This window comes from Gilliamella sp. Occ3-1 (assembly GCF_001690655.1).
GTDB lineage: Bacteria > Pseudomonadota > Gammaproteobacteria > Enterobacterales > Orbaceae > Gilliamella > Gilliamella apicola_P.
Genome location: NZ_LZHQ01000007.1, coordinates 1 through 23933 on the forward strand (window position 1 = coordinate 1; position 23933 = coordinate 23933).

Genomic DNA, 23933 nt, shown 5'->3' on the forward strand with positions numbered 1-23933 from the left:
AGTAAATGGCAAATGGGAGCCGTAAAATAACCCGCATCAAGACCGACACCAACCGGATTAAAGCCAAACCGCTCTAACTGGCGTTTTAATCGAGCCATGTAAGGCTGGGAATCATGAATATTTCCAGCTGTGACATAGGTATCGGTAATTAAATTATGTTTGCCATCAACCGTTCGGTGATCTACGTAGAAAAATCCTTTAGGCTTGCCTTCCCAATGCATAAAGCCACTGTCCAGATCTGTTGTACTGACTTTAATCTCCTTGTATTTCTCTACCGTCGATGGCTTTAAAGCTTTTTTCCGTTTAATTCTCTTTCTGCGTTGATGGCTTGATTAAGTGCATCAATATAATGACTGGGATCAACAATACGTTGCTCATTACGTGCCTTGCCTTTATTGGCATTTGCTTTTAGGTAAGTACTGTCCGTATATAAAACCCGACCACCTATCAACCCTTTGGCAATGGCCTGCTCAACAATATTATCAAAAATCTGTTGATAAATTTCACTGTCATTAAACCGACGGCGACGATTTTAGCTGAGTGTTGAGGCGTCAATCACTTTTTCGGTTAATCCCATTCCCAGAAACCAGCGGTAAGCTAAATTGACCTGAATTTCCTGAATCAGACGACGTTCACTGGGGATACCGAAAAGATACCCCAATAACATGATTTTAAACAGTCTGACCGGATCTTCTGCTGGACGACCATTATTAGGGCAATAAAGTGGTGCTACCGCTTCTCGAATAAATTCAAAATCAATGACTTTAGCTATTTTACGAACAAGATGATTTTAAGGGACAAGCGCATCTAGCGAGATTTGTTCTATTTTTTCTGGTGTCGCTGGAGTTGGTTTTTTTAGCATAGAAGAATTCCTATTATAATCGACTCCTCTCTATTAGATCAAAGAACTCGCCAAAAAGCGAGCTCTTTGTCATCAATCTGAAGCCTCTCATTTGAGAGGCTTTTTATTATTAATATTAAAGATTTTTTATCAGCAAATATTGTTCTTGCAGTTTGGCTTTATCATTAATATAACCTTGTTGTTTTTCTTTCTCTTTAGTGACCACTGCCGCAGGTGCTTTATCAACAAAGCTTGCGTTAGATAACTTGTTTGCAATCCGCATAATTTCACCTTCAATGCGTGCAATTTCTTTTTCTAAACGAGCAAGTTCATTTTCTTTATTAATTAATCCTACCATAGGTATTAATAATTCCGCACCGTCAACTAATTTAGTTACTGATAAAGGTCCAGTTTCATTTTCATCTAATAAGACTATTTCAGATAATCTTGCTAATGATTCAATAAAACTAATATTATTGCTAGTAATTCGATGCACTGTTGGTGACGCTTTACGAATTAATAACTGTAGTGGCTTACTTGGTGCAATGTTCATTTCTGCACGAATACTACGTACAGCAATTACCGCATCTTTTATCCAATTAATATCTGCAACTGCCTCATCATTTGAAGACTGGTTATCAAAAATAGGCATTGGTTGTAACATAATGGTATCAGCTTTAATATCCATTAGTGGTTTTACATTTTGCCAAATTTCTTCCGTTATAAATGGAAGAATTGGATGAGCCAGACGTAATAGAGCTTCTAATACAGTCACTAACGTATGACGAGCTGCACGTTGCTGCGATGTTTCGCCATTAGCTAAAATGGATTTCGTTAGTTCTAAATACCAATCACAGAACTGGTTCCAAGTGAATTCATATAAAATATTAGCAGCCAAATCAAAACGATAAGTATCAAATGCCTCACGATAAGTTTTAACTGTTTGATTAAATTCAGCCAAAATCCATTTATCAGCTAGCGAATAATCTAAATCTCCTCCTTTAAAACCACAATCATGCTGCTCAGTATTCATTAACACATAACGGCTTGCATTCCATAGTTTATTACAGAAATTACGATAACCTTCTAAACGTTTTAAATCCCAATTAATATCACGCCCTGTTGATGCTAGTGCTGCGAGTGTAAATCGTAGTGCATCAGTACCATGCGTTTCAATGCCATTTGGGAATTGCTTTTCTGTTCGCTTAGCAATTTTCTCAGCAAGTTGTGGTTGCATCATATTGCCTGTTCGTTTTTTTAACAAATCAGCTAAAGAAATACCATCAATCATATCTAAAGGATCGATAACGTTTCCTTTAGATTTTGACATTTTTTGTCCTTCTTCATCACGAATTAGACCTGTGACATACACCGTTTTAAATGGGACTTGCGGTTTTCCATGTTCATCTTTTATAAAATGCATGGTCATCATGATCATTCTAGCTACCCAAAAGAATATAATATCAAAACCAGTCACTAGCACATTCGTTGGATGAAACGTGGTTAAGTCGTCAGTATTTTCTGGCCAACCTAACGTTGAAAATGTCCAAAGCGCAGACGAAAACCAAGTATCAAGCACATCTTCATCTTGCTCTAACTCAATATCATTTGACAAATTATTTTCACGTCGTACTTCAGCTTCATCACGCCCCACATATACATTACCTTGTTTATCATACCAAGCAGGAATACGGTGTCCCCACCATAATTGACGGGAAATACACCAATCTTGAATATCATTCATCCAAGAAAAATACATGTTTTCGTATTGTTTTGGTACGAACTGAATATCGCCATTTTTGACCGCATCAATGGCTGGTTTTGCGAGCACTTTGGCTCGCACATACCATTGGTCCGTCAACATAGGTTCAATAACAACACCGCCACGATCACCATAAGGAATGGTTAAATCATGAGGTTCTATTTTTTCCAAAATACCTAGTTTTTCACATTGTGCAAGAATAGCTTTACGAGCAGCAAAACGCTCTAAATTCTGAAATTCTAATGGTATATCAGTTGAATATAACGTGCTAGGTTCTCCGTTAGTATCAAATACTTCAGCTTGTGTACGAATATTACCATCAAAAGTTAGTATATTTATCATTGGTAACTGATGACGGTGCCCAACTTCATAGTCATTAAAGTCATGAGCAGGTGTGATTTTTACACAACCAGTACCTTTAGTCATATCGGCATGTTCATCACCAATAATAGGAATGCGACGATTTACGAACGGTAATACTACAAATTTACCAATCAGATCTTTATAGCGTGGATCTTCAGGATTAACAGCAATACCTGTGTCACCGAATAATGTTTCAGGACGAGTTGTGGCGACAACTAAATAATCTTTTCCTTCTGATGTTTTCACACCATCAGCAAGATGATAACGTAAGTGCCACATTGAACCTTTTACTTCACGATTTTCGACTTCAAGATCAGAAATAGCTGTACGCAGTTTTGGATCCCAATTAACTAAACGTTTGCCGCGATAAATCAGATCTTCTTGATATAATCTAACAAAAACTTCCTTAACGGCATTGGATAAGCCTTGGTCCATTGTAAAACGCTCACGCTCCCAATCAACTGAATCCCCTAAACGACGCATTTGCTTTGTAATGCTGCCACCTGATTCAGCTTTCCATTTCCAGATTTTTTCGATAAATGCATCACGACCATAATCATGACGAGTTTTGTTTTCTTCTGCAGCAATTTTCCGCTCTACAACCATTTGCGTTGCTATACCTGCATGATCGGTTCCTGATTGCCACAAAGTATTATTGCCCTGCATACGATGATAACGAATTAAGGCATCCATAATAGTTTGTTGAAATGCATGCCCCATATGTAAACTCCCAGTTACATTTGGTGGTGGGATAGCAATACAGTAACTTGGTTGGGACTTATCGCCATTGGGTTTGAAATACCCACTTTCTTCCCAATGTTTGTAAATAGGTTGTTCAATTTCTTGTGGATTATAAGTCGTATTTTTCATAATTAATGCATAAATCCTGATTTAAGGCATAAAATTTTGACCATTCTACAGTAAAATAGCTAAACAATAAATTGGCAGAATAATAAACTCGTTGATTTAATCTTCTTAAAAAATTTTTATTACACGACAAATGACAAAAAAACCGCTTTATATCAAGCGATTTTATATATCTATCACCAAAATATTGTTATAACTAGGGATGTTGATATATAAAATTATCAATTAACCGTGTTTTACCAATATAAACGGCTAACGCACATAAGCTATCTTGCTCAAGCATATCAACCGATTGTAAAGATGTTAGATCAACAAATTCAATATAATCAATTTTAGCTAAGGGTTGATTGGTTATAAGCTCATGCATAACTTGTGTAATAACAGTTACTGACTTTTCTCCCTGCTTTATCATTGCTTTGGCACTTTCTATAGCTTGATAAAGGCAAACTGATGCGGATCGTTCGCTTTCGGACAAATAACTATTACGCGAGCTTTTAGCTAGCCCATCAGCTTCACGCACAATCGGACAACCAACAATCTCAATATTAAAATTCAGATCATTTACCATACGTTTAATTACAGCTAGCTGCTGCGCATCTTTCTGACCAAAATAAGCACGATCAGGTTGCGTAATATTGAATAATTTTGTGACAACAGTGCAAACACCTTTAAAATGCCCCAGACGATTTTGTCCACATAATGCGTTGGTTAAACCATTAACATCAACATAGCTACTAAAATTAGGAACATACATTTCATTAACAGTTGGGCAAAAAATCAAATCTACCCCCATCTGCTCACAAGCAATTTTATCTCTATTTAAATCACGAGGATAGCTGGCTAAATCCTCAGAAGGACCAAACTGGATAGGATTAACAAAAATGCTCACAATTACTTTTTGGTTTTCCTTTTTAGCCGCAGCCATTAGACTTTGGTGACCCTCATGCAAATATCCCATTGTTGGAACAAGCCCTATACTATACCCAGCTTGACGCCAAGCTTTTACTTGTGCTTGGACTTCTTTAATTGTACTTACAATATTCATTTGTATTAGCCCTTATGGTTAATAGTAAATTCAAGCTTGAGTTTCTCTATAACATTATCTTCAATAGAAAACTCATGATTTGTAGCAGGGAACTGTCGATTATTAACTTCTTGGCAATACAATTTAAAAGCTTGTTTCATTTGTTCACCAATCGATGCAAAAGATTTCACAAATTTTGATGAAATACCATCATACATTGATAACATATCTTGATAAACTAGCACTTGCCCATCACAATCAACTCCCGCTCCAATGCCAATCGTCGGAATATTAACTAATTGTGTGATAAATTTCGCTAAACCTGCCGGAACACACTCCAGCAAAATAGCTGCAGCACCAGCTTTTTCAACCGCTAATGCATCAAGAACAATATTTTTAGCATGTTCATAATCCTTACCTTGAACTTTATACCCACCTAAAGCAAGCACAGATTGCGGCATTAACCCAATATGCGCTACAACAGGGATAGATGCTTGTGTAATCATTTTGATATGTTCATAAAATGCTTGCCCACCTTCAAGTTTCACTGCTTGAGCTTGCCCTTCTTTGATTAAACGACCTGCATTTAAAACCGCATCATATACAGACGTGTGATAAGACATAAAAGGTAAATCTGTCACCACAAAAGCTGACTTAGCGGCTCTTGCTACTGCTTTGGAATGGTGAATCATATCCTCCATAGTAACCGATACAGTACTATCGTAACCTAACATCACCATTCCTAAAGAATCACCAACTAACAGACAATCTATACCACTTTCGTCCATTAATTTGGCTGTAGTATAATCATATGCAGTTAACATGGTAATTTTTTGTTGATTTTTCTTGCGTTTTTGTAGTGTAAGAATTGTATTTTTCAAGGTAACAGCTCCAGCTCTAATTGTCGATAATCCTTATTTGGATGTTTTGTCCGACTAATATTAAGTAAAATAGTTGATAATTGTAGATAAATCGGCTTGAGTTCATCAGGCATTGCCATAATATGTTGTTTGATAGTTTCAATATCACCACGTTCGACAGGTCCAGTCAAAGCATTGATCACTCCTACTTTACCAATATTATTTGCATTTCCTAGAAATAATGGATGCCAAGCCTGTTCACTAAATTCAGCATCTAGTCTACATTGTTTAAACAAATCAACACCAATTTGAACCAATGCAATAACTTGATTACTTAACATAACACAAGCAGCATGATACAACGGTTTTTTACTTGCAGGTAAAATTGCTAAAGGATTATTTAGTGGAGCTAATGTGGCTCGTAATTGAGGGATAATATTTTCATTTGCTTCAAGAGTAAAAGAGATACCTGACATTGCCATATAGCAACTAAATCTATCATAAATAGCATATAAAGGATGCAAAGAAAACGCAAATGGGTGAACAACCTTATGTTGACTAAAAATATGCGATGTTAACAGACCACTACAATGGCCAATCCATTTGTTAGCAATAGATAATTGGCAAAGTTTTTGCCAAACTGTGACTATTTGACCATCAGGTACTGTGACTAATATGCAATCACTATCATTAACTAATTCAGGTAAAGAAGTATAATGTTGGCTTTGAGTAAAATTACTTGCCTCTTTTGCATGTTCATAGGTTTGGCTATAAAATCCAGCAATCTGCATTCCACATAAAGAAAAATACTTAGCTATGGTGCACCCTACTTTACCTGCACCGATAAAACCAATAATCATTACAACTGTAAATTATTTGAAGTTGTTGCATTATAGCTTAATCAGTTTGATATTCAATCAATTAGATATCAATAATATTAAAAATAAATGCGTAAAATATAATTTAATTATTTTAAAGTTAAAAGAAAAAGTTGTAGATTATTTCAATAATTAGATACAAAAAAAGGAATCCAACCATTAATCAAAATATTTAATGATCGGATTTTTATTAAGATTAATTTTGATTTAAATACACCCAAGCATATTGAGCATAAAATTTAGCACCTAATGCCATGCCATCTTCATCTACATTAAAACAACCATGATGATGTGGCCATTTGGTATCTTTTTGAGGATTACCAGAACCAACCAATGCAAAGGCTCTAGAAATATTTTCTATTATATAGTGTTACATATTTTTTAACATAAATTCATTGATTTCTTCTAAAAATAAATTACCATATTTTTGTAACTTAATTTTACCCACTCCGGAAACGTTAATTAATTGTTTTTTACTTTTAGGTTTAGTTTGAACCATCTCAAGCAATGTTGCATCACTAAAAACAATATAGGGTGGTATATCTTCAGTATCGGCAATAATTTTACGTAATCTTTTGAGATTATTAAATAAAATCCGTTCTTCGTAAGATAAAATTGTTGTTAAATTAATCGCTCTTGCATAACGATTAATTCGACTTTTCTTAACTATTTCTAAACGCGGTTTAGCTAATGATAATGATATTTCACCTCTAAGTATTAGACGCGCTTTTTGTGTTAGCTGAAGCGTAGTAAAGGCTGATATATTTTGACTTAAATACCCTAAATAAACTAGCTGTCTAATAACACTAAGCCAATAATCTGATGAATGTTGTTTACCAATGCCATAAACCGATAACTTATCATGACCATTTTCCTTAATTTGAGATCGCCCTGAACCACGTAACACATCAATGATATATTGAGCACCGTAATGCTGTTCTACACGATAAACACAAGATAAAACTTTTTGCGCATCAATTAAGCCGTTATAAAGCTCTGGAGGATATAAACAGACATCGCAGTTATTACATGGTTTGGTCCTCTCTTCACCAAAATAATTAAGCAACACCGTACGCCGGCAAGTCAAACTTTGCGCAAAAGCCTCCATTGCATTAATCTTTTGCAATTCTATATCTTGATGTTGGCCATTCCTTTTTTCAATAACTTGTTGCTGATACCAATTAAGATCTTTACTATTAAATAATAATATAGCTTCAGCGGGTACACCATCACGACCTGCGCGGCCTGTTTCTTGGTAATAAGATTCAATCGTTCTTGGGCTATCAGCATGAACAACAAAACGCACATTTGGTTTGTTAATTCCCATACCAAATGCAACGGTCGCTACAATAATTTGCACATTATCTTTTATAAAATCTTCTTGCGCCTGTTGACGTTCATTATTAGTTAATCCTGCATGATAGGCCTTAACAGAAAAGCCTCGGGCTGCAAGCTTAGTGGTCATATTTTCCACTCTAGAGCGACTTGAACAATAAATAATTCCACTATTGCCTTTTTGTGCCTCAATAAAAGAAACAACTTGTTCAAGTTGATTAAATTTTTCGACAACCGTATAACGAATGTTTGGTCGATCAAAGCTTCTTACTACAACTAATGGATTAACCAGATTAAGTTGATGAATAATATCTGTCTGTGTCATTTTGTCTGCTGTTGCAGTCAATGCTACAATGGGGACTTTAGGGAAACGAATAGAAAGCTGCCCTAATTGCCGGTAATCGGGTCTAAAATCATGCCCCCATTGAGATATGCAATGCGCCTCATCAATAGCTATTAATGAAGGAGGATACTCATCAATTAAAGAAGAAAAAGAGTAAACACCCAATCTTTCAGGAGAGACGTATAATAGTTTTATAGAATGATCCAAATACTGTTCGATAACTTTTTGTTGTTCTGTAGATGATTGTGAGGCATTAAGATAGGCAGCAGCAACACCATTAGCTAATAATTGATCGACCTGATCTTTCATCAAAGAAATTAAAGGTGAAACAACTATTGCTGTTCCCGATAATAAAACTGCGGGAATTTGATAACATAAAGATTTTCCTCCTCCAGTTGGAATAATTGTTAAAGTATCACGACCATCAATAATAGATTCAATAATTTCTCTTTGTTGATTTCGAAATGACTTGTAACCAAAAACATTTTGTAAAACATCTTCAATATGATCTTTTATTGACATACAAACCTAAACATAAAGAGCCCAACTCGGGGTGGCGAGTATAGCTAAATTAATTTAAACAAACCACCATCAATTTTAAGAATTAGTAATTCAATCCCAAAAATAAAATATTTTATAAAAACGATTATGTTAGACATAACCTATTACAATTTTTTAAATTTTAATACATATAATGTTTATTCTATAACCAATTCTGTTCGATAGACTAAAAAAAAAGCTATTTTTTATTTTTTTACTTGATACTAATCGATTTGCCAGTTAATATTTGCGTGTTTCAATTATACGCCCGTAGCTCAGTTGGTTAGAGCATCACCTTGACATGGTGGGGGTCAGTGGTTCGAGTCCACCCGGGCGTACCATTCTAAAGCCTTAGTCTACAAGTCTTTAAAGTGATTAGCTTAAACGAAAATTTTATTAGCAAAATAAAATTTTGCAATTACAAGTAAGCATAAATTTATCATTAAAATAAAATCATTTTTCTACTACTGTTTGAATCCAGAGTCTCTTATTTTTGAAATCAATTTTAACTATATTTTTACTAAGAAAATCAAACCCAATCAATCCATCAGACTGAAACTCAGCAGGAAGGGAGTCCAATATAACAGCTTTGATATTATCATTAGCAACATTATTTACTTTAAGCGAAACAAATTTATAATCACTTTCATCATCATTTATTTTAATCGTTTTAAAGGTCAGGGATTGCTCTTTTATCACTGACATAGAGGCTCCACTATCTAAAATCATTTTATAATCTTTTATACCTCAGACATCTCAATGGCTAAACCTTCATCATTGAGATGAAAGGGAATTGGAATCCATTTTTTATCTAAGTCAGCAGAAATATCCGTTTCATCCGATACTATTATTTTACTTTCAGGATAATTAATAGTTAACACATAACCATCAAACAAACCTAGTCCAATTACTGGGTTTTCTATATTTTCATTTTCGTTATTATTAGAATTATCACTAGAAAATTTTAATCCCCAACTGTTATATTCTACGACTCCCACACGTTTAAAAATAAAGGAATTTAATTTTAAATTATTGATAATAAATGATCTAACCTCTGAAACATTACCAGATAAATCAATACTTCTTATTTTTTGTAAATTTTCAGATTTATTTGGAATTTTATCAATTAAATTTATTGGTAGGTGTAAGGCTTCTTTGGTGCCAGTATCTAATGTTAATGCAATTTTTTCACCTTCGAGGTTTATTATTACAATGGGTAAATTATATTTGTTATCAAAAGTCAGATCCCAAACGGTTTCATTACCTTGGGCAAAAGTACTTATTAATAATATGATTAAAGTTAATAGTTTTTTATACATAAAAATTCCTTGTTGCACTCATTGCATAAGTATTATTCAAGTTTTTGATTTGATCTTATTTAACAAAAGTGTGTTCAAAGAGTCTGCAACGATTAAACCATCGTCTAATAATTGCGCTCTATCTGCCATATTAACATTCTCTGCTCTATGTGCAACAACAAGTTTAGTAAAATAATAACCTTGATTATCTACTAAATATGAGATAGCACCTACCTCTATCATTTTTTGTTTAGGTAATATTGTTGTCCATATTATTCTGGCGATACCCAGCCGTTGGCTGAATGAAGACGGATACAATTATAATAGATTTCAATATATTCAAATAGTGTTTTATTAGCTAACTTTCTCTGTAACTTAAGATGAGTACATTCTTAGCGAAGTAACGACAAAACAAGACTTGCTTTAATATATTATACACTAAATGACGGCCTATATGATGACTTGTTTGTCTAGCAACCACTTTTCGCCCAAATAAATCAATAATCACCGACAGATATAACTAACCATTACCTGTTTTAATATAAGTGATATCGGTTTACCAATGTCGTTTTCTGCTTATCAGGGTTAAATAGCCTATCTAGCGTGTTAGAGAAGATATGATGATATATACCCGAATTTCTTTTACACTTCCTCCTGCAAAACACACTTATCGTCTTTTTTATATTAAACAGCATTAACAAAAAAGGCAGCTATATTTAAAGCTACCTTAAAGGTTATAAACAAGAATTAAATTTGCTTAAATGATTAAAAATTAATTTCAGTGCCCACAAAATAACGCCTACCTTCCAAGGTTTTACCAAAATCATCATTAGTTACATTTTTATCAAATAGATTATAAACACCAGCATAAATCTTAGCTTGTTTATGTACTTGATAAGATGCACCGATGTCCCAGAAAGTATAGCCCGGATATTCAACTTTTGTGCCATCACGGTTATTAGACGATTCCATGCCATAATAGGCTATTTTTGCCCACAAATCCCATTGTTGGGAGATATACCAATCTAATTGAGTATTGAATTTTTGTTTAGGGGTTCGATTTAAAGATCGTCCTTTAAATTGCCCACTTTTTTGTTCTGTTTTTGTCCAAGAATAGTTAGATGTTAATAGGAAATCAGTAAATAAAGGCGTTTTAAATGAAAATTCAAAGCCTTTAAGATCAGCTTTGCCAACATTTTCACGGCCTTGTATAAAGTCAAACTTTTTACTATAACCATTCAACAAGCACTTGCTTCCTTTTTTACGATTACAAATATAGTATGATTGAATTTTGTCTTTATATTTTGTGTAAAATGCAGTTGCAGAGGCATCAATACCATAATCATTGGTATAACCTATACCAATTTCGAAATTATTTGTTTTTTCTGGTTTTAAATCTGGATTTCCAATGATTACACCATCAGAATATCCACCACCAGTAACTTGCCCCCAATCCGTCACCACATAACGTAATTGTGGTGTAGCATAACCAGTAGAATAACCGCCTTTTACCGTAAAGTTATCATCAATATTCCACACACTGTAAACCCTTGGGTTCCAGTTGCTACCATAATTTTCATCTTTGTTATAACGTAATCCTAATGTTAAACTCCAATTTTCTAAAATACGTAACTCATCTTCTCCAAATAACGCATAATTCCAACGATCAATTTTAGATAATGCCGTTTTTAGTTGATTTCCTTTGTCATGCAACTCTTGATAATTGTATTTTCCACCTAAAGTAAGCATATTAATACTAAAAGGAATAGTAACACGTGTATCTACATCCGTATTTCGAATCCTCATTTCTCTTTCAGGATTATTATTACCTTCATAAGAGACAAATGAAGTTGTAGAAACATCACCAAACAAACCATTATGTGTTAAAGCAAACGTATTTCGTCTATTATCTCTATTAAAATCACTTCTAGATTTATCTCTTGTTTTTCCTGCAGTTGCATTACTATTTTGTAAAGCTCGTCCAAAATCGAGATCAAATTTTTGTGTATCTGTAACATTTAAAGATAATTTACCATTTAAACTACGTAATTTTTGTCCTGCATGACCCGCAAGAAATTTATCTTCATGACGATTTGAATACTGCCCATAAAGTTGTATACCGAAAACATCATCAATAATCGGTCCCATGGTCGAAAAACTGCCAGTATATGTATCTTTTTCTTTTGAACGATAAGGAATAACCGATTCTAAACGTATACCACTTTGCCATTTATTTGACACTTTTTTGGTAATAATATTAACAACCCCTCCCATCGCATCAGAACCATATAATGACGACATAGGGCCTCGCACAACCTCAATACGTTCAATCGCCGTTAATGGTGGTAACCATCCTTGTTCAAATCCTGAATTATCACTATTTGGTCTTGTTTCGCGGGTACTAACCTTTTTGCCATCAACTAATATTAGGGTATATTTGGCATCCATGCCTCGAATACTAATATCAGTAGAATCACCACCACCAGTGATATTTACTCCAGGAATATCTTTTAACGCATCTGTGACATCACGATAAGGTTTTTTTTCAATTTCTTCTGGTGTAATTACCGAAATGGTAGCTGGCGCTTCTTTGACTTGTTGAGAAAACCCCGACGCAGTAACAACCATGGTGTCAGTATCTGTATTGCTAGCCGCTATAGCGGCGCTTGATAATGACAACAAAATGCCCGTATTAATGGCATGAGTTGCCAATTTAAACTTCTTTTTTGCTTTCATTTCTTATAACCCCATTATTTATAATGACAATTACCATTTAATTTGCCCTAGGCACACTACACTATATGAGAATGATTATCAATATCTTTATAAAAAATTATTTAGATCTAGACAATTCACTTTTATTAAATAATAATTATTATCATTTAAAATGACGTGAGAAAATTGATATGAACAAGAAGTTACTTTTGAGTAGTATTGCAGTGATGACATTAAGTTTAACTGGCTGCCAATCATCGACAACAATGAATGTCACTACTGATAATCAAACAGTGATCGTTCCTAAAGCACCTAAAAAAATGGTAGTAATGAACTATGGCGCATTAGATACGTTAGATGCGTTAGGTAAAGGTTCAATAGTTGCAGCTACCCCACTGTCAGTTATCCCATCTTACTTGCAACAATATAATAACGCATCAATTGCAGATACGGGCAATATGAAAGAACCCAATATTGAAACTATCAAGCAGGTTAAGCCTGATTTGATCGTTATTGATGGTCGTCAGGCAAGTAAAGCCGAAAATTTATCAAAAATTGCCCCGGTTATTAATTTAAGTGTTGATGCTAAAAATTACGTTGAATCAACCAAAAATCATATTCAAGTGCTAGCAAAAATTACAGAAACCGAAAGCAAAGCGGATAATATTATTCAAGCATTAGATAAAAAAATTCAAAGTGCACAAGCCTTGGCTCAAGCCAGTGCTAAAAAGGCTATTGTTGCTATTCATAATGATGGAAAGATGATTCTTATCAATTCAAGCTCAAGCGCAGCATTGATTCACGATGTACTAGATGTTAAACGAGCGGTACCACTCACCGTTATGCCCGCAAATAACTTAATAGGCAAACCAAAACCAATTTTTATTGATGATAATTACATTAAATCAGTCAAACCTGATATTATTTTTGTTGTTGATCGTAGCAAAGCAATCGGCAATCAAGGTATGGCTGAGCACTTTTTTTCACAAAAAGTATTAAACAAAAGCAAAACACAGGTTGTTTATTTAACTCCTGATCTATGGTATTTGTCGGGTGGTGGTGCTGAAAGCATAGATCGTCAAATTGACGAAATCATTAATGCATTAAAATAATATAACTTGATTGTTAACTTTCTATTTTTTAAATAGCCTTTATTGTCAATAAAGGCTTTATTTATATTGATAAATATCAGAGAAATACTCAATAAATAATCCTTTTTATCCAAACAAACTACTTTTCGAGTCATTACTAGTACCTAATAGATAAACCAAAGCATTGTTAATGTAAATTTGAAATTAGAAAATCAGTATATCAACTACGATGAAATGTGATAAAATGCCGACTTTATTTTGATTTGTAAACGATAATTAATAAATATAGTTTATTAAATTCTCAAACAATACCTCTTTAATATAACACACTATTATAAATACTATGAATATGTTACCTCCTACAATTGGATTTGTGAGCCTTGGCTGTCCTAAAAACTTAGTTGACTCTGAACGAATTTTAACCGAACTACGTACACAAGGTTATCAAGTCGTACCTAGCTATGACAATGCCGATCTGGTCATTGTAAACACTTGTGGATTTATTGACAGTGCAGTACAAGAATCTCTAGAAGCAATCGGCGAAGCTCTTAATGAAAACGGCAAAGTCATTGTAACCGGATGCCTTGGTGCAAAAGAAGATCAAATTAGGACTGTACACCCAAAAGTACTTGAAATATCAGGCCCACACAGCTATGAAGCGGTAATAAATCATGTTAATAAATATGCACCAAAACCTGCTTATAATCCATTTACCAGTCTAGTCCCCCAACAAGGTATAAAACTAACACCAAAACATTATGCTTACCTAAAAATTTCTGAAGGTTGTAATCATAGTTGTACATTTTGCATTATTCCATCATTACGAGGTGAAATGATTAGTCGCCCTATTGTTAACGTACTTGATGAAGCAAAACGACTAGCCGACAGTGGTGTTAAAGAATTATTAGTTATTGCACAAGACACTTCAGCTTACGGCGTTGATATCAAAAACAGGACCAGTTTCTGGAATGGAATGCCATTAAAAACTGATATTCAAACGCTTTGCGAACAATTATCAACTTTGGGAATTTGGGTCAGATTGCATTATATGTATCCTTATCCAAGTGTCGATAATCTAATTCCATTAATGGCAGATGGTAAAATTTTGCCTTATCTGGATGTACCATTACAACACGCAAGTCCAACAATTTTAAAATCAATGAAACGACCTGGAACCATTGAAAGAACCTTAGAACGTATCCATAAATGGCGAGAAATCTGTCCTGATATCACGTTACGTTCAACCTTTATTGTTGGTTATCCCGGCGAAACAGAACAAGATTTTGAATTACTGCTCAACTTTTTGTCGCAAGCACAGCTAGATCGTGTTGGCTGTTTTCCATACAGTTCCATAGAAGGCGCTGAAGCCAATAAACTAGCTGATCAAATTCCAGAAACAATCAAACAAGAACGTTTTGATCGCTTTATGCAATTACAGCAAAAAATCTCAACGCAAAAATTACAAGCCAAAATTGGCAAAACATTAGCTGTTATTGTTGACGAAATTGATGAAGAAGGTGCAATTGGTCGTAGTATGGCAGATGCCCCTGAAATTGATGGTGTTGTTTATCTAAACGAAGAAAATCAAATCAATGTTGGTGATATTGTTCAAGTTAACATTGAACATTCAGATGAATACGACTTATGGGGAACGGTTAAACGGTAAAAATATGAAACAACATTATAAACACGAAATAAAAAATCTTGTTAAATTATCGATCCCAGTGCTTATCGCGCAAGTATCACAAACTACGATCACCTTTGTTGATACTATCATGGCAGGCAATTATAGTAAAACGGCACTTTCTGGGGTAGCCATTGCTGTCTCGATATGGCTACCTACCATCTTATTTGGGCAAGGCTTACTCACCGTTTTAACGCCAATTATTTCAAACCTAAATGGTGCAGCTAAACGAAACCAAGTTGCCGATCATACCCGCCAAGGCGTTATCATTGCATTAGTATTATCAGTGCTTATGATGTTAGTTCTCTATCATTCCGACCTAATAATAAACCTAAGAAGCTCGGACGATTACCCTATTGATCCAAAAATGATGGAAGTAGCAGTCAAATTTTTACGCGCCATAATGTGGGGTGTGCCAGCATTCTTGCTTTTTTTGGTCTACCGCAATCAATGTGAAGGGCTATCAAACACAAAGCCAGCCATGGTGATTATATTTATTGCCCTTCTTGTCAACATTCCAATTAATTACGTTTTAATCTATGGAAAATTAGGCTTACCTGCTTTTGGTGGGGTCGGCTGTGGCATTACAGCGACAATCATCTTTTGGCTCATGTTTATATTAATACGCTTATATACACTCACTAGCGCAAGCCAACGCGACATTCGCCAAACACCAATCACCAAACTAGTTGATTTTGCTATAATCAAAAAAATTGTTGTGCTTGGCACACCTCTTGCACTCGCTTACTTTTTTGAAATGAGCTTATTTGCTGTGATTGCATTATTAATTGCCCCATTAGGTCAAATAACCGTTGCTGCACATCAAATCATATTCACCATCAGCAGTTTAACCTTCGCTATTCCATTATCTCTTGGTGTTGCAACTAGTATTCGTGTTGGTTATTTACTGGGTAATAAAAAACCTGCATTAGCCAAACAAACCGCCTATATTAGTTTAGCTATATCGCTTAGCATGGCGATAATTGTTGCCTTAATTCTAGTTATTTTTAAAGCACCAATTGTAGCTCTATTCACCAAAGAAACTGCCGTCATGGCTATCTGTATGCAGCTCATTATATTATTAGCTATTTATCAAGCATCAGATTATTTACAAGTAGTGGCAAGTAATGTTTTAAGAGGTTACAAAGATACCCAAAGTATCTTTTTGATCACCCTACTTTCTTATTGGATAGTGGGACTACCCGTTGGCTATGTTTTAGGATTAACCAACCTAATCATTGAACCCATTGGCGCTGCTGGTTTTTGGATAGGTATTATATCAGGACTTGCTGTTGCGGCATTACTATTAATAGCTAGGATGATCTACATCCAAAAACAACCCGTTGATGTTATTTTAGAACAGGCATCAAAGTAAAATCATCTATATAAAAATTTAATAATATAGAAAGGATTAATTACATTTTTATAATAACCAATTATTGAATTTTCAATAATTAAACAAAAAATGAGTTAATCCTTTTGATTAATACTCATTTTTAAATAAAAAAACGCCATCAATACTTTCACTGATGGCATTTTTTAGTATAATAAATTAACTATTTCAATAAACTATTTGCTTGCGCAAGTACATTTTCAACAGTAAAGCCGAATGCTTTAAATAGTTGATCAGCTGGACCTGACTCACCAAAGCTTGTCATGCCAATTACTTTGCCGTTAAGACCAACATATTTATACCAGTAATCGCTAATACCAGCTTCAATAGCTAGGCGAGCTGTCACTGATGATGGCAATACTGACTCTCTATATGTGCTATCTTGTTTATCAAACGCATCAGTTGATGGCATTGACACAACTCGCACTTTTTTACCTGCTTGTGTGAGTTGATGATAAGCTTCAACTGCAAGTTCTACTTCTGAACCAGTAGCAATAATTATCAACTCTGGAGTACCAGTACAATCATTTAAGATATAACCGCCTCGATAGACATTGGCTAATTGTTCAGCAGTACGTTCTTGTTGTTTTAAATTCTGTCTTGAGAAGATTAATGCAGTTGGACCATCTTTGCGCTCAATACCATACTGCCAAGCAATAGCTGATTCTACTTGGTCACATGGGCGCCAAGTACTCACATTTGGCGTAACTCGTAAGCTTGCCATTTGCTCAACGGGTTGATGCGTTGGTCCGTCTTCACCCAAACCGATTGAATCATGAGTATAGACAAATAAAGAACGGATTTTCATTAGCGCAGCCATACGAATAGCATTGCGTGCGTACTCCATAAACATTAAGAATGTTGCACCATAAGGAATAAATCCGCCATGTAACGCAATACCGTTCATGATTGCTGACATACCAAACTCACGCACACCATAATGGATATAGTTACCATCAGCATTAGCTAAAATTTCTTTAGAGCCTGACCACATTGTTAAATTACTTGGTGCTAAATCAGCCGAACCACCTAAAAATTCAGGTAAAGCTGGCGCAAATGCTTCGATAGCATTTTGAGATGCTTTACGAGTAGCGATAGTTGCTGGATTTGCTTGGAGTTTATTCACCACATCGTTAGCAATTTGTGACCAATTTGCAGGCAAATCACCATTAACACGACGCTTGAATTCTTTAGCTAAATCAGGGTAAGCCTTAGCATAAGCATCAAAACGAGCATTCCATTCATCTTCGCGCTGTTTACCTTTTGCTTTCGCATCCCAAGCATCATAATAATCTTTAGGAATTTCAAACGCTGGGTGATTCCAACCTAGTGCTTTACGGGTTGCTTCAATTTCGGCATCGCCTAATGGTGCGCCGTGACTTTCATGGCTACCTGCTTTATTTGGCGAACCAAAACCAATTACCGTTTTACACATTAATAAAGATGGTTTATCGGTTACGGCTTGCGCTTGTTCAATCGCTTCTTTTAAGGCTTTAGCATCATGGCCATCAATACCACGAATAACATGCCAGCCATATGCTTCAAATCGTTTTGCGGTATCATCAGTAAACCAACCTTCTACTTCACCGTCGATTGAAATTCCATTATCGTCATAAAATGCAATTAGTTTACCTAGCTTTAGCGTGCCTGCTAATGAACACACTTCATGTGATATCCCTTCCATCATACAACCATCGCCCATAAACACATAAGTATGGTGATCAACAATAGTATGACCTGCTTTATTAAATTGTGCCGCTAATGTTCTTTCTGCAATTGCCATACCTACAGCATTGGCAATACCTTGCCCAAGTGGACCTGTGGTTGTTTCGACACCTGGCACATAACCATATTCAGGGTGACCTGCAGTTTTTGAATGCAACTGACGGAAATTTTTAAGATCATCAATCGTCACATCATAACCTGTTAAATGCAATAGGCTATAAATCAACATAGAAGCATGACCATTTGATAAAACAAAACGGTCACGATCAGCCCATTTAGGATTGGTTGGATTGTGTTTTAAAAAGCCACGCCAAAGTACTTCGGCCATATCAGCCATACCCATTGGCGCACCAGGATGGCCTGATTTTGCTTTTTGCACGCCATCCATGCTTAATGCCCTTATCGCATTCGCCAGTTCGCGGTGAGATAATGTGGTTGCATTCATGTTGTAATCTCCAAAAATTTTTTTGAGTTGAAAATTGTTTTATACAAGAGTGATATCACTTGCAAAAATCGTTAATCAAATTAACGAATAAAATATTGTAAAAATGAGGAGCTAGCTCCCCTATTGTATCCAATATAATTATAGTAGTGCGCCAATCATATCTTCTAATTTGCCTTGATCAACGGCAAAAGCACGAATCCCTTCGGCTAATTTTTCAACTGCCATAGCATCGCTATTATGTTGCCATCTAAATTCGGCTTCAGTCATTGGCGCAGGACGAGCTACTACAGTTTGATTAGGATTGAGCTTTTGTACCATAGGCGCATTTGATTGTTGCATTTCGGCTAATAGATTAGGCGAAATAGTTAATCTATCACAACCTGCTAATGCTAAAATTTGATCGACTTTACGGAAGCTTGCCCCCATCACAATGGTTTTATAGCCGTGTTGTTTGTAATAGTTAAAGATATTACGAACTGAAACAACACCTGGATCTTCATCAGCGACATAAGGATCGATTGGTTTTTTAGCTTGATACCAATCATAGATTCGCCCCACAAAAGGCGAAATTAGAAAAGCATTTACTTCGGCACAAGCTCGTGCTTGTGCAAATGAAAATAGTAAAGTTAAATTACAGTTGATCCCTTCTTTTTCTAGCACTTGAGCCGCTTTAATGCCTTCCCAAGTTGACGCAATTTTAATTAAGATCCGAGACTTATCGATACCCTTTTCTTTATAAAGTTCAATAATACGGCGTGCTTTATCAATACAACCTTGTTTATCAAAGGACAAACGTGCATCCACTTCGGTCGAAATACGTCCTGGAACGATTTTTAAAATCTCGGCACCAATATTAACTGCAACCTGATCACACGCATTAACTAACTGCTGCTTTTTACTACCACCTAATTTTTTAGCGGTTTGCACTGCAGAATCAATTAAATAACGATATTGAGGTAGTTGCGCTGCTTTCAAAACGAGGGACGGATTGGTTGTTGCATCTTCAGGAGAAAACTGCTTAATCGAATCGATATCACCAGTATCGGCCACAACCACGGTTAATTTCTTAAATTCATCTAATTGACTCATACTTTTTATCCTCATACAGCGTGTTATTATAATGAAAGTATAATAACATATTATTCAATAATAAAACGACTTTGTCATTGGATGAGGATGCATCTTGGTGATGGGCGAAAAAACACCGTAAAATATAAACAAAAAAGGTAGAATCAGGCTTTACCGTAACATTATTACTCATTAATATTAGTCATGTTTGCTATTTTTAGCGTATAAATAAATTCAATTATGTGAATTAAATCACAAAATCAAATTAGGATTAATTTGCATTAATCGATCTTTAAATCTACAAAACGATTAACAAAAAAATTTGCAGATTTAAAAATTCGCTAAACCATAATTTAACTGATTAAGCCCAAATATATTCAAGTTGACTGTTTAAACCACAACTGGCACAAGAACTGCACTGGTTGATTTGGCAAAGCAATGGCTGATCTTGTGCTATCAATTTTATCACGCCTTTTTTGACCCAAAACCGCAACATCTGCTCAGTAGCACTTTCAGGTAAGTGAAAGTGTCTGGCAATATCTTTCAATGGTGCACGACCTTTTAATTGTACATAATCACGAATTGATGTTATCAACATAACCATTACTAAAGTTGCAGGGCGATCCCTGCATACTTTTCCTCTATTCATATTTTACAAATTAGCCAGCCATTTATTTACTGACAACACGAAGATTTTTTGCAGTGGGATATATTTGGCTCTGTTGGTTGATTAAAAGGCAAATATCGCACTAAAGTACGCATAAACAGTACCACTACAACAATAAAAACACTGCACCCAATCAGCCACCAAACGGCGACTGAAGAATGCCCAAGCAACGTAAATTGGTAATAAATAGTTGCCGTAAGCCACGCAACGGTAAACGTCCAAATGCCTACAAACGCCATCCATCGAAAACCTGCTTCACGATATACCGTACCTAATGCTGCTGCGCAAGGTGTATAGAGTAAAATAAAAATTAAATAAGCCATTGCAGCTGCAGACGTACCAAATGAGGTTTTAATTTTTAATACAGCGGTTGAACCCACCTCTAAATCAGATTGCAATGCATCAATATCATCATTAACACTAGATAAGCCAAGCGGATCTAACAGCGCATCTGATAAATCAGCTAAATTCTTAGGAATCGTTGCCAATGCATCTACAATCCCTTGCGACAAGTCAAACGACTTAGTTGCTTGCTCATTGTCATCGTCATCGCCCATCGAATAAAGCGAATTAAGCGTTGCAATCACCGACTCCTTAGCGAAAATACCCGTAAAAATTCCCACTGTTGCGGGCCAATTATCGTGTTTAATCCCCATTGGTGCAAATGCTGGAGTGATTGTTTGGCTAACAACAGAAAGCATAGAATCCTGCGAGCTTTCGTGTCTAAACGAACCATCACTCCTCCATGAATTAAGCACACTTAATATTGTTACCATCAGCACAATGGCTTTACCTGCTTTAAAAAGAAACGACTTTAAACGCTGCCAAGTCAAACTAATTAGACTACTTAAAGTCGGAATACGATACACTGGCATTTCCATAATAAACGGTGTTAATGAACCTTTTAATAGCGTAAATTTAAGTATAAATCCGGTTATCATTGCCACAACTACACCAAGCAAATATAAGGCAAACACCACTATAGAAGCATTTTTAGGAAAAAATATCACGGCGAATAAAGCATACACCGGCAATCTTGCTCCACATGACATAAAAGGAATCATACAAATTGACATAATACGATCACGTGTACTTTCTAACGTTCGCGTGCCCATAATGGCTGGCACACCACAACCGAAACCCACTAACATTGGCACAAATGCTTTTCCTGGCAAACCAATGCAACGCATCAGCCGATCTATTACCATTGCTGCTCGCGCCAAATAACCAGAATCTTCCAAAAAAGACAAACAAAAAAACATCGCTCCAATGACAGGAATAAAAGTTGAAACAGTTTGAATGCCACGGCCAATCCCATTAGCTAAAATAACCGTAAGCCAATTCGGTGCATTGATAACATGAAGTAACTGCGTTGAGCCATCGACAAAAATAGTACCAAACAGCACATCAAAAAAATCAATAAACACAGCCCCAAAATTAATTGCTAGCATAAACATGGCATACATTGCGAGTAAAAAGAACGGAATGCCAGTAATACGCCCTAAGGTGATATTATCCAATATGTCTGAAAATCGACGACTAAGTTCACGTGGTTTATCAATCACTTTCTTACAAATTGTATCAATCGTATCATAACGTGCACTAGCAAGCGCCACATCAATTTCATTATCACACCATTTTGCAAGCAATGAACGGCAGTTTGCAAACATCTCTTTTTCACTTTCGAGCAAGTTATAACGCGAATCATCTAATAACGCATCCATCAATTGCCAACGATTGAGTTGATGCACAACACTATCATCAGATAACTCACAAATACAACGATTAATCACCGCTTGCTGATCATCGCCAAGCAAATCAATCGACGGATGAGCAGCTTGTGGTGTAATTACCATATTTTCGATTTGTTGATAAAAATACGATAGACCCAATTTTTTGGTTGATGATATTGCTACTACAGGACAACCTAACAGTGTTGACAACATATCAACATTAATCTGCTCGCCCATTGCTTTAATTGCATCCATCATATTTAATACAACAATCATTGGCACTTGTAAATCAATTAACTGACAAGTTAAATACAAACTACGTTGCAAATTAGTTGCATCAATAATATTAATAATAACACTATCACTATCAGACAACACAAACTGACGTGCGATAAGCTCATCTTGAGAAACGCTAAGTGGATCTGGTTCAATCGAATATGTACCAGGTAAATCGATAACTTCATATTGTGCATGATGATAAGTGAAAACACCTGCTTTACGTTCAACAGTCACTCCAGGCCAATTTCCCACACGTTGCTTTGAGCCAGTTAATAAATTAAATAGCGTCGTTTTACCACAATTAGGGTTACCAATTAATGCTATCTTCATTCGCTTACCTCCATAACTTCAATGGCTTGTGCTTCTTTACGACGCAAACAAAGCAAAAATCCACGCATTTTAATTTCAATCGGATCACCAAGTGGTGCAACTCGTAGAGTCAGGACCTTACATCCTGGCGTAATACCCATTGCAAGTAACTTTCGACGAAAAGGCAACGATTCGGGTAACAATCTAGTAATAACCGCTTCGTGACCTAAAGGTAATTGGTTAAGAGTAAAAGATGACATTATGTTTCCTAAAAAATGACGGCAGTACTGATAAAAATAATTATATTAAATATGTATATTTTAAAAAAAAATCAAAGTTATTTTTAGTATAAAAATGCGAATTATTCTCAACAAGAATAAATAAACAGTAAAAAAATAGTAAATATAATTAGACAATAAATGTAACTCTCCCCTAAAATAATACAGCAAAAAAGTAGAAAATTCTCTATGATAAAAGTAAAGAGGATTTAAACATGAAAAAAATGACTGAACATCAAATCGTCGCTATTTTAAAAGAAGCTGAAGCGGGTATTCCGGTTAAAGAACTCTGTCGTAAATATGGCATGGGTAATTCAACTTTCTATAAATGGCGGGAAAAATACGGCGGAATGGAAACTTCGGATATCAAACGCTTAAAGGAGCTGGAGGCTGAAAACCGTAAGCTTAAACAGATGTTTGCCGAACTGAGCTTAA

General features: G+C 35.4%; 17 protein-coding genes, 1 tRNA gene and 3 pseudogenes. 5 read left to right on the plus strand and 16 right to left on the minus strand.

Going from position 1 to position 23933, the window contains the following annotated elements; genetic code table 11:
* The 7 genes and pseudogenes from A9G43_RS11220 to recQ all read right to left on the minus strand — a co-directional run.
* Positions 1-862, minus strand: a pseudogene (locus A9G43_RS11220) (IS1182 family transposase); the annotation flags it as partial.
* A gap of 115 nt (positions 863-977) precedes the next feature.
* The gene (locus A9G43_RS02220; RefSeq protein WP_065606258.1) at positions 978-3836 is read right to left on the minus strand and encodes a valine--tRNA ligase; all 2859 of its coding nucleotides are present in this window, start codon (positions 3834-3836) and stop codon (positions 978-980) included.
* A gap of 193 nt (positions 3837-4029) precedes the next feature.
* On the minus strand, positions 4030-4878 hold the full coding sequence (gene panC / locus A9G43_RS02225) for a pantoate--beta-alanine ligase (protein ID WP_065606260.1): 849 nt from the start codon (positions 4876-4878) through the stop codon (positions 4030-4032).
* 5 nt (positions 4879-4883) lie between these two features.
* On the minus strand, positions 4884-5738 hold the full coding sequence (panB, locus tag A9G43_RS02230) for a 3-methyl-2-oxobutanoate hydroxymethyltransferase (protein ID WP_065606262.1): 855 nt from the start codon (positions 5736-5738) through the stop codon (positions 4884-4886).
* On the minus strand, positions 5735-6577 hold the full coding sequence (locus A9G43_RS02235) for a Rossmann-like and DUF2520 domain-containing protein (protein ID WP_065606264.1): 843 nt from the start codon (positions 6575-6577) through the stop codon (positions 5735-5737). The genes panB and A9G43_RS02235 overlap by 4 nt, the downstream gene beginning before the upstream one ends.
* 214 nt (positions 6578-6791) lie before the next feature.
* Positions 6792-6944 (minus strand): annotated as a pseudogene (locus A9G43_RS10835) (amidohydrolase); the annotation flags it as partial.
* 21 nt (positions 6945-6965) lie between these two features.
* Positions 6966-8795, minus strand: coding sequence for a DNA helicase RecQ (recQ, locus tag A9G43_RS02240; RefSeq protein WP_065606266.1), 1830 nt, complete (start codon positions 8793-8795; stop codon positions 6966-6968).
* Between the two features lie 282 nt (positions 8796-9077).
* Here recQ and A9G43_RS02245 point away from each other — a divergent pair.
* A tRNA-Val gene (locus A9G43_RS02245) sits at positions 9078-9154 on the plus strand.
* A gap of 112 nt (positions 9155-9266) precedes the next feature.
* Here A9G43_RS02245 and A9G43_RS02250 read toward each other — a convergent pair.
* The 4 genes and pseudogenes from A9G43_RS02250 to A9G43_RS02265 form a co-directional block, all read right to left on the minus strand.
* Positions 9267-9542 (minus strand): hypothetical protein, encoded by a 276-nt coding sequence (locus tag A9G43_RS02250; protein ID WP_141673999.1) that lies wholly within the window; start codon positions 9540-9542, stop codon positions 9267-9269.
* An 11-nt stretch (positions 9543-9553) separates the two neighbouring features.
* Positions 9554-10132 (minus strand): hypothetical protein, encoded by a 579-nt coding sequence (locus A9G43_RS02255; RefSeq protein ID WP_065606269.1) that lies wholly within the window; start codon positions 10130-10132, stop codon positions 9554-9556.
* 415 nt (positions 10133-10547) lie between these two features.
* Positions 10548-10667: pseudogene (locus A9G43_RS11320) on the minus strand (IS3 family transposase); the annotation flags it as partial.
* 209 nt (positions 10668-10876) lie between these two features.
* Positions 10877-12847, minus strand: coding sequence for a TonB-dependent receptor domain-containing protein (locus A9G43_RS02265; RefSeq protein WP_065606271.1), 1971 nt, complete (start codon positions 12845-12847; stop codon positions 10877-10879).
* 170 nt (positions 12848-13017) lie between these two features.
* Between A9G43_RS02265 and A9G43_RS02270 the strand changes: the two genes are divergently transcribed.
* The 3 genes from A9G43_RS02270 to A9G43_RS02280 all read left to right on the plus strand — a co-directional run bounded on the left by A9G43_RS02270 (position 13018) and on the right by A9G43_RS02280 (position 16976).
* Positions 13018-13938 (plus strand): siderophore ABC transporter substrate-binding protein, encoded by a 921-nt coding sequence (locus tag A9G43_RS02270; RefSeq protein WP_081297991.1) that lies wholly within the window; start codon positions 13018-13020, stop codon positions 13936-13938.
* Positions 13939-14266: 328 nt separating this feature from the next.
* The gene (gene rimO / locus A9G43_RS02275; RefSeq protein ID WP_442903310.1) at positions 14267-15583 is read left to right on the plus strand and encodes a 30S ribosomal protein S12 methylthiotransferase RimO; all 1317 of its coding nucleotides are present in this window, start codon (positions 14267-14269) and stop codon (positions 15581-15583) included.
* Positions 15584-15587: 4 nt separating this feature from the next.
* Positions 15588-16976 carry an MATE family efflux transporter gene (locus tag A9G43_RS02280; RefSeq protein ID WP_065606276.1) on the plus strand — a complete coding sequence of 463 codons (1389 nt, stop codon included), beginning with the start codon at positions 15588-15590 and terminating at the stop codon, positions 16974-16976.
* A gap of 181 nt (positions 16977-17157) precedes the next feature.
* Here A9G43_RS02280 and tkt read toward each other — a convergent pair whose 3' ends face one another.
* From tkt to A9G43_RS02305, 5 genes are all read right to left on the minus strand, one after another.
* On the minus strand, positions 17158-19164 hold the full coding sequence (gene tkt / locus A9G43_RS02285; RefSeq protein WP_065606277.1) for a transketolase: 2007 nt from the start codon (positions 19162-19164) through the stop codon (positions 17158-17160).
* 138 nt (positions 19165-19302) lie between these two features.
* The gene (gene tal, locus A9G43_RS02290) at positions 19303-20253 is read right to left on the minus strand and encodes a transaldolase (RefSeq protein WP_065606279.1); all 951 of its coding nucleotides are present in this window, start codon (positions 20251-20253) and stop codon (positions 19303-19305) included.
* Positions 20254-20593: 340 nt separating this feature from the next.
* Positions 20594-20881: a FeoC-like transcriptional regulator gene (locus A9G43_RS02295; protein WP_081297993.1), complete on the minus strand. Its 288-nt coding sequence runs from the start codon at positions 20879-20881 to the stop codon at positions 20594-20596.
* Positions 20882-20907: 26 nt separating this feature from the next.
* Complete coding sequence (feoB, locus tag A9G43_RS02300; protein ID WP_065606282.1) at positions 20908-23241, minus strand: Fe(2+) transporter permease subunit FeoB; 2334 nt, start codon at positions 23239-23241, stop codon at positions 20908-20910.
* Positions 23238-23480, minus strand: coding sequence for a FeoA family protein (locus A9G43_RS02305; RefSeq protein ID WP_065606284.1), 243 nt, complete (start codon positions 23478-23480; stop codon positions 23238-23240). The genes feoB and A9G43_RS02305 overlap by 4 nt, the downstream gene beginning before the upstream one ends.
* 233 nt (positions 23481-23713) lie before the next feature.
* Here A9G43_RS02305 and A9G43_RS02310 point away from each other — a divergent pair.
* Positions 23714-23933: transposase (locus A9G43_RS02310; protein WP_065606286.1), on the plus strand; the 220-nt coding region annotated here is incomplete at its 3' end.

Excerpts from the sequence above, each read along its gene's own strand:
- A9G43_RS02220 (WP_065606258.1), bottom strand. The coding sequence starts at position 3,836 with ATGAAAAATACGACTTATAATCCACAAGAAATTGAACAACCTATTTAC.
- panC (WP_065606260.1), bottom strand. The coding sequence starts at position 4,878 with ATGAATATTGTAAGTACAATTAAAGAAGTCCAAGCACAAGTAAAAGCT.
- A9G43_RS02235 (WP_065606264.1), bottom strand. The coding sequence starts at position 6,577 with ATGATTATTGGTTTTATCGGTGCAGGTAAAGTAGGGTGCACCATAGCT.
- recQ (WP_065606266.1), bottom strand. The coding sequence starts at position 8,795 with ATGTCAATAAAAGATCATATTGAAGATGTTTTACAAAATGTTTTTGGT.
- A9G43_RS02250 (WP_141673999.1), bottom strand. The coding sequence starts at position 9,542 with ATGATTTTAGATAGTGGAGCCTCTATGTCAGTGATAAAAGAGCAATCC.
- A9G43_RS02255 (WP_065606269.1), bottom strand. The coding sequence starts at position 10,132 with ATGTATAAAAAACTATTAACTTTAATCATATTATTAATAAGTACTTTT.
- A9G43_RS02265 (WP_065606271.1), bottom strand. The coding sequence starts at position 12,847 with ATGAAAGCAAAAAAGAAGTTTAAATTGGCAACTCATGCCATTAATACG.
- A9G43_RS02270 (WP_081297991.1), top strand. The coding sequence starts at position 13,018 with ATGAACAAGAAGTTACTTTTGAGTAGTATTGCAGTGATGACATTAAGT.
- rimO (WP_442903310.1), top strand. The coding sequence starts at position 14,267 with ATGTTACCTCCTACAATTGGATTTGTGAGCCTTGGCTGTCCTAAAAAC.
- A9G43_RS02280 (WP_065606276.1), top strand. The coding sequence starts at position 15,588 with ATGAAACAACATTATAAACACGAAATAAAAAATCTTGTTAAATTATCG.
- tkt (WP_065606277.1), bottom strand. The coding sequence starts at position 19,164 with ATGAATGCAACCACATTATCTCACCGCGAACTGGCGAATGCGATAAGG.
- tal (WP_065606279.1), bottom strand. The coding sequence starts at position 20,253 with ATGAGTCAATTAGATGAATTTAAGAAATTAACCGTGGTTGTGGCCGAT.
- A9G43_RS02295 (WP_081297993.1), bottom strand. The coding sequence starts at position 20,881 with ATGAATAGAGGAAAAGTATGCAGGGATCGCCCTGCAACTTTAGTAATG.
- feoB (WP_065606282.1), bottom strand. The coding sequence starts at position 23,241 with ATGAAGATAGCATTAATTGGTAACCCTAATTGTGGTAAAACGACGCTA.
- A9G43_RS02305 (WP_065606284.1), bottom strand. The coding sequence starts at position 23,480 with ATGTCATCTTTTACTCTTAACCAATTACCTTTAGGTCACGAAGCGGTT.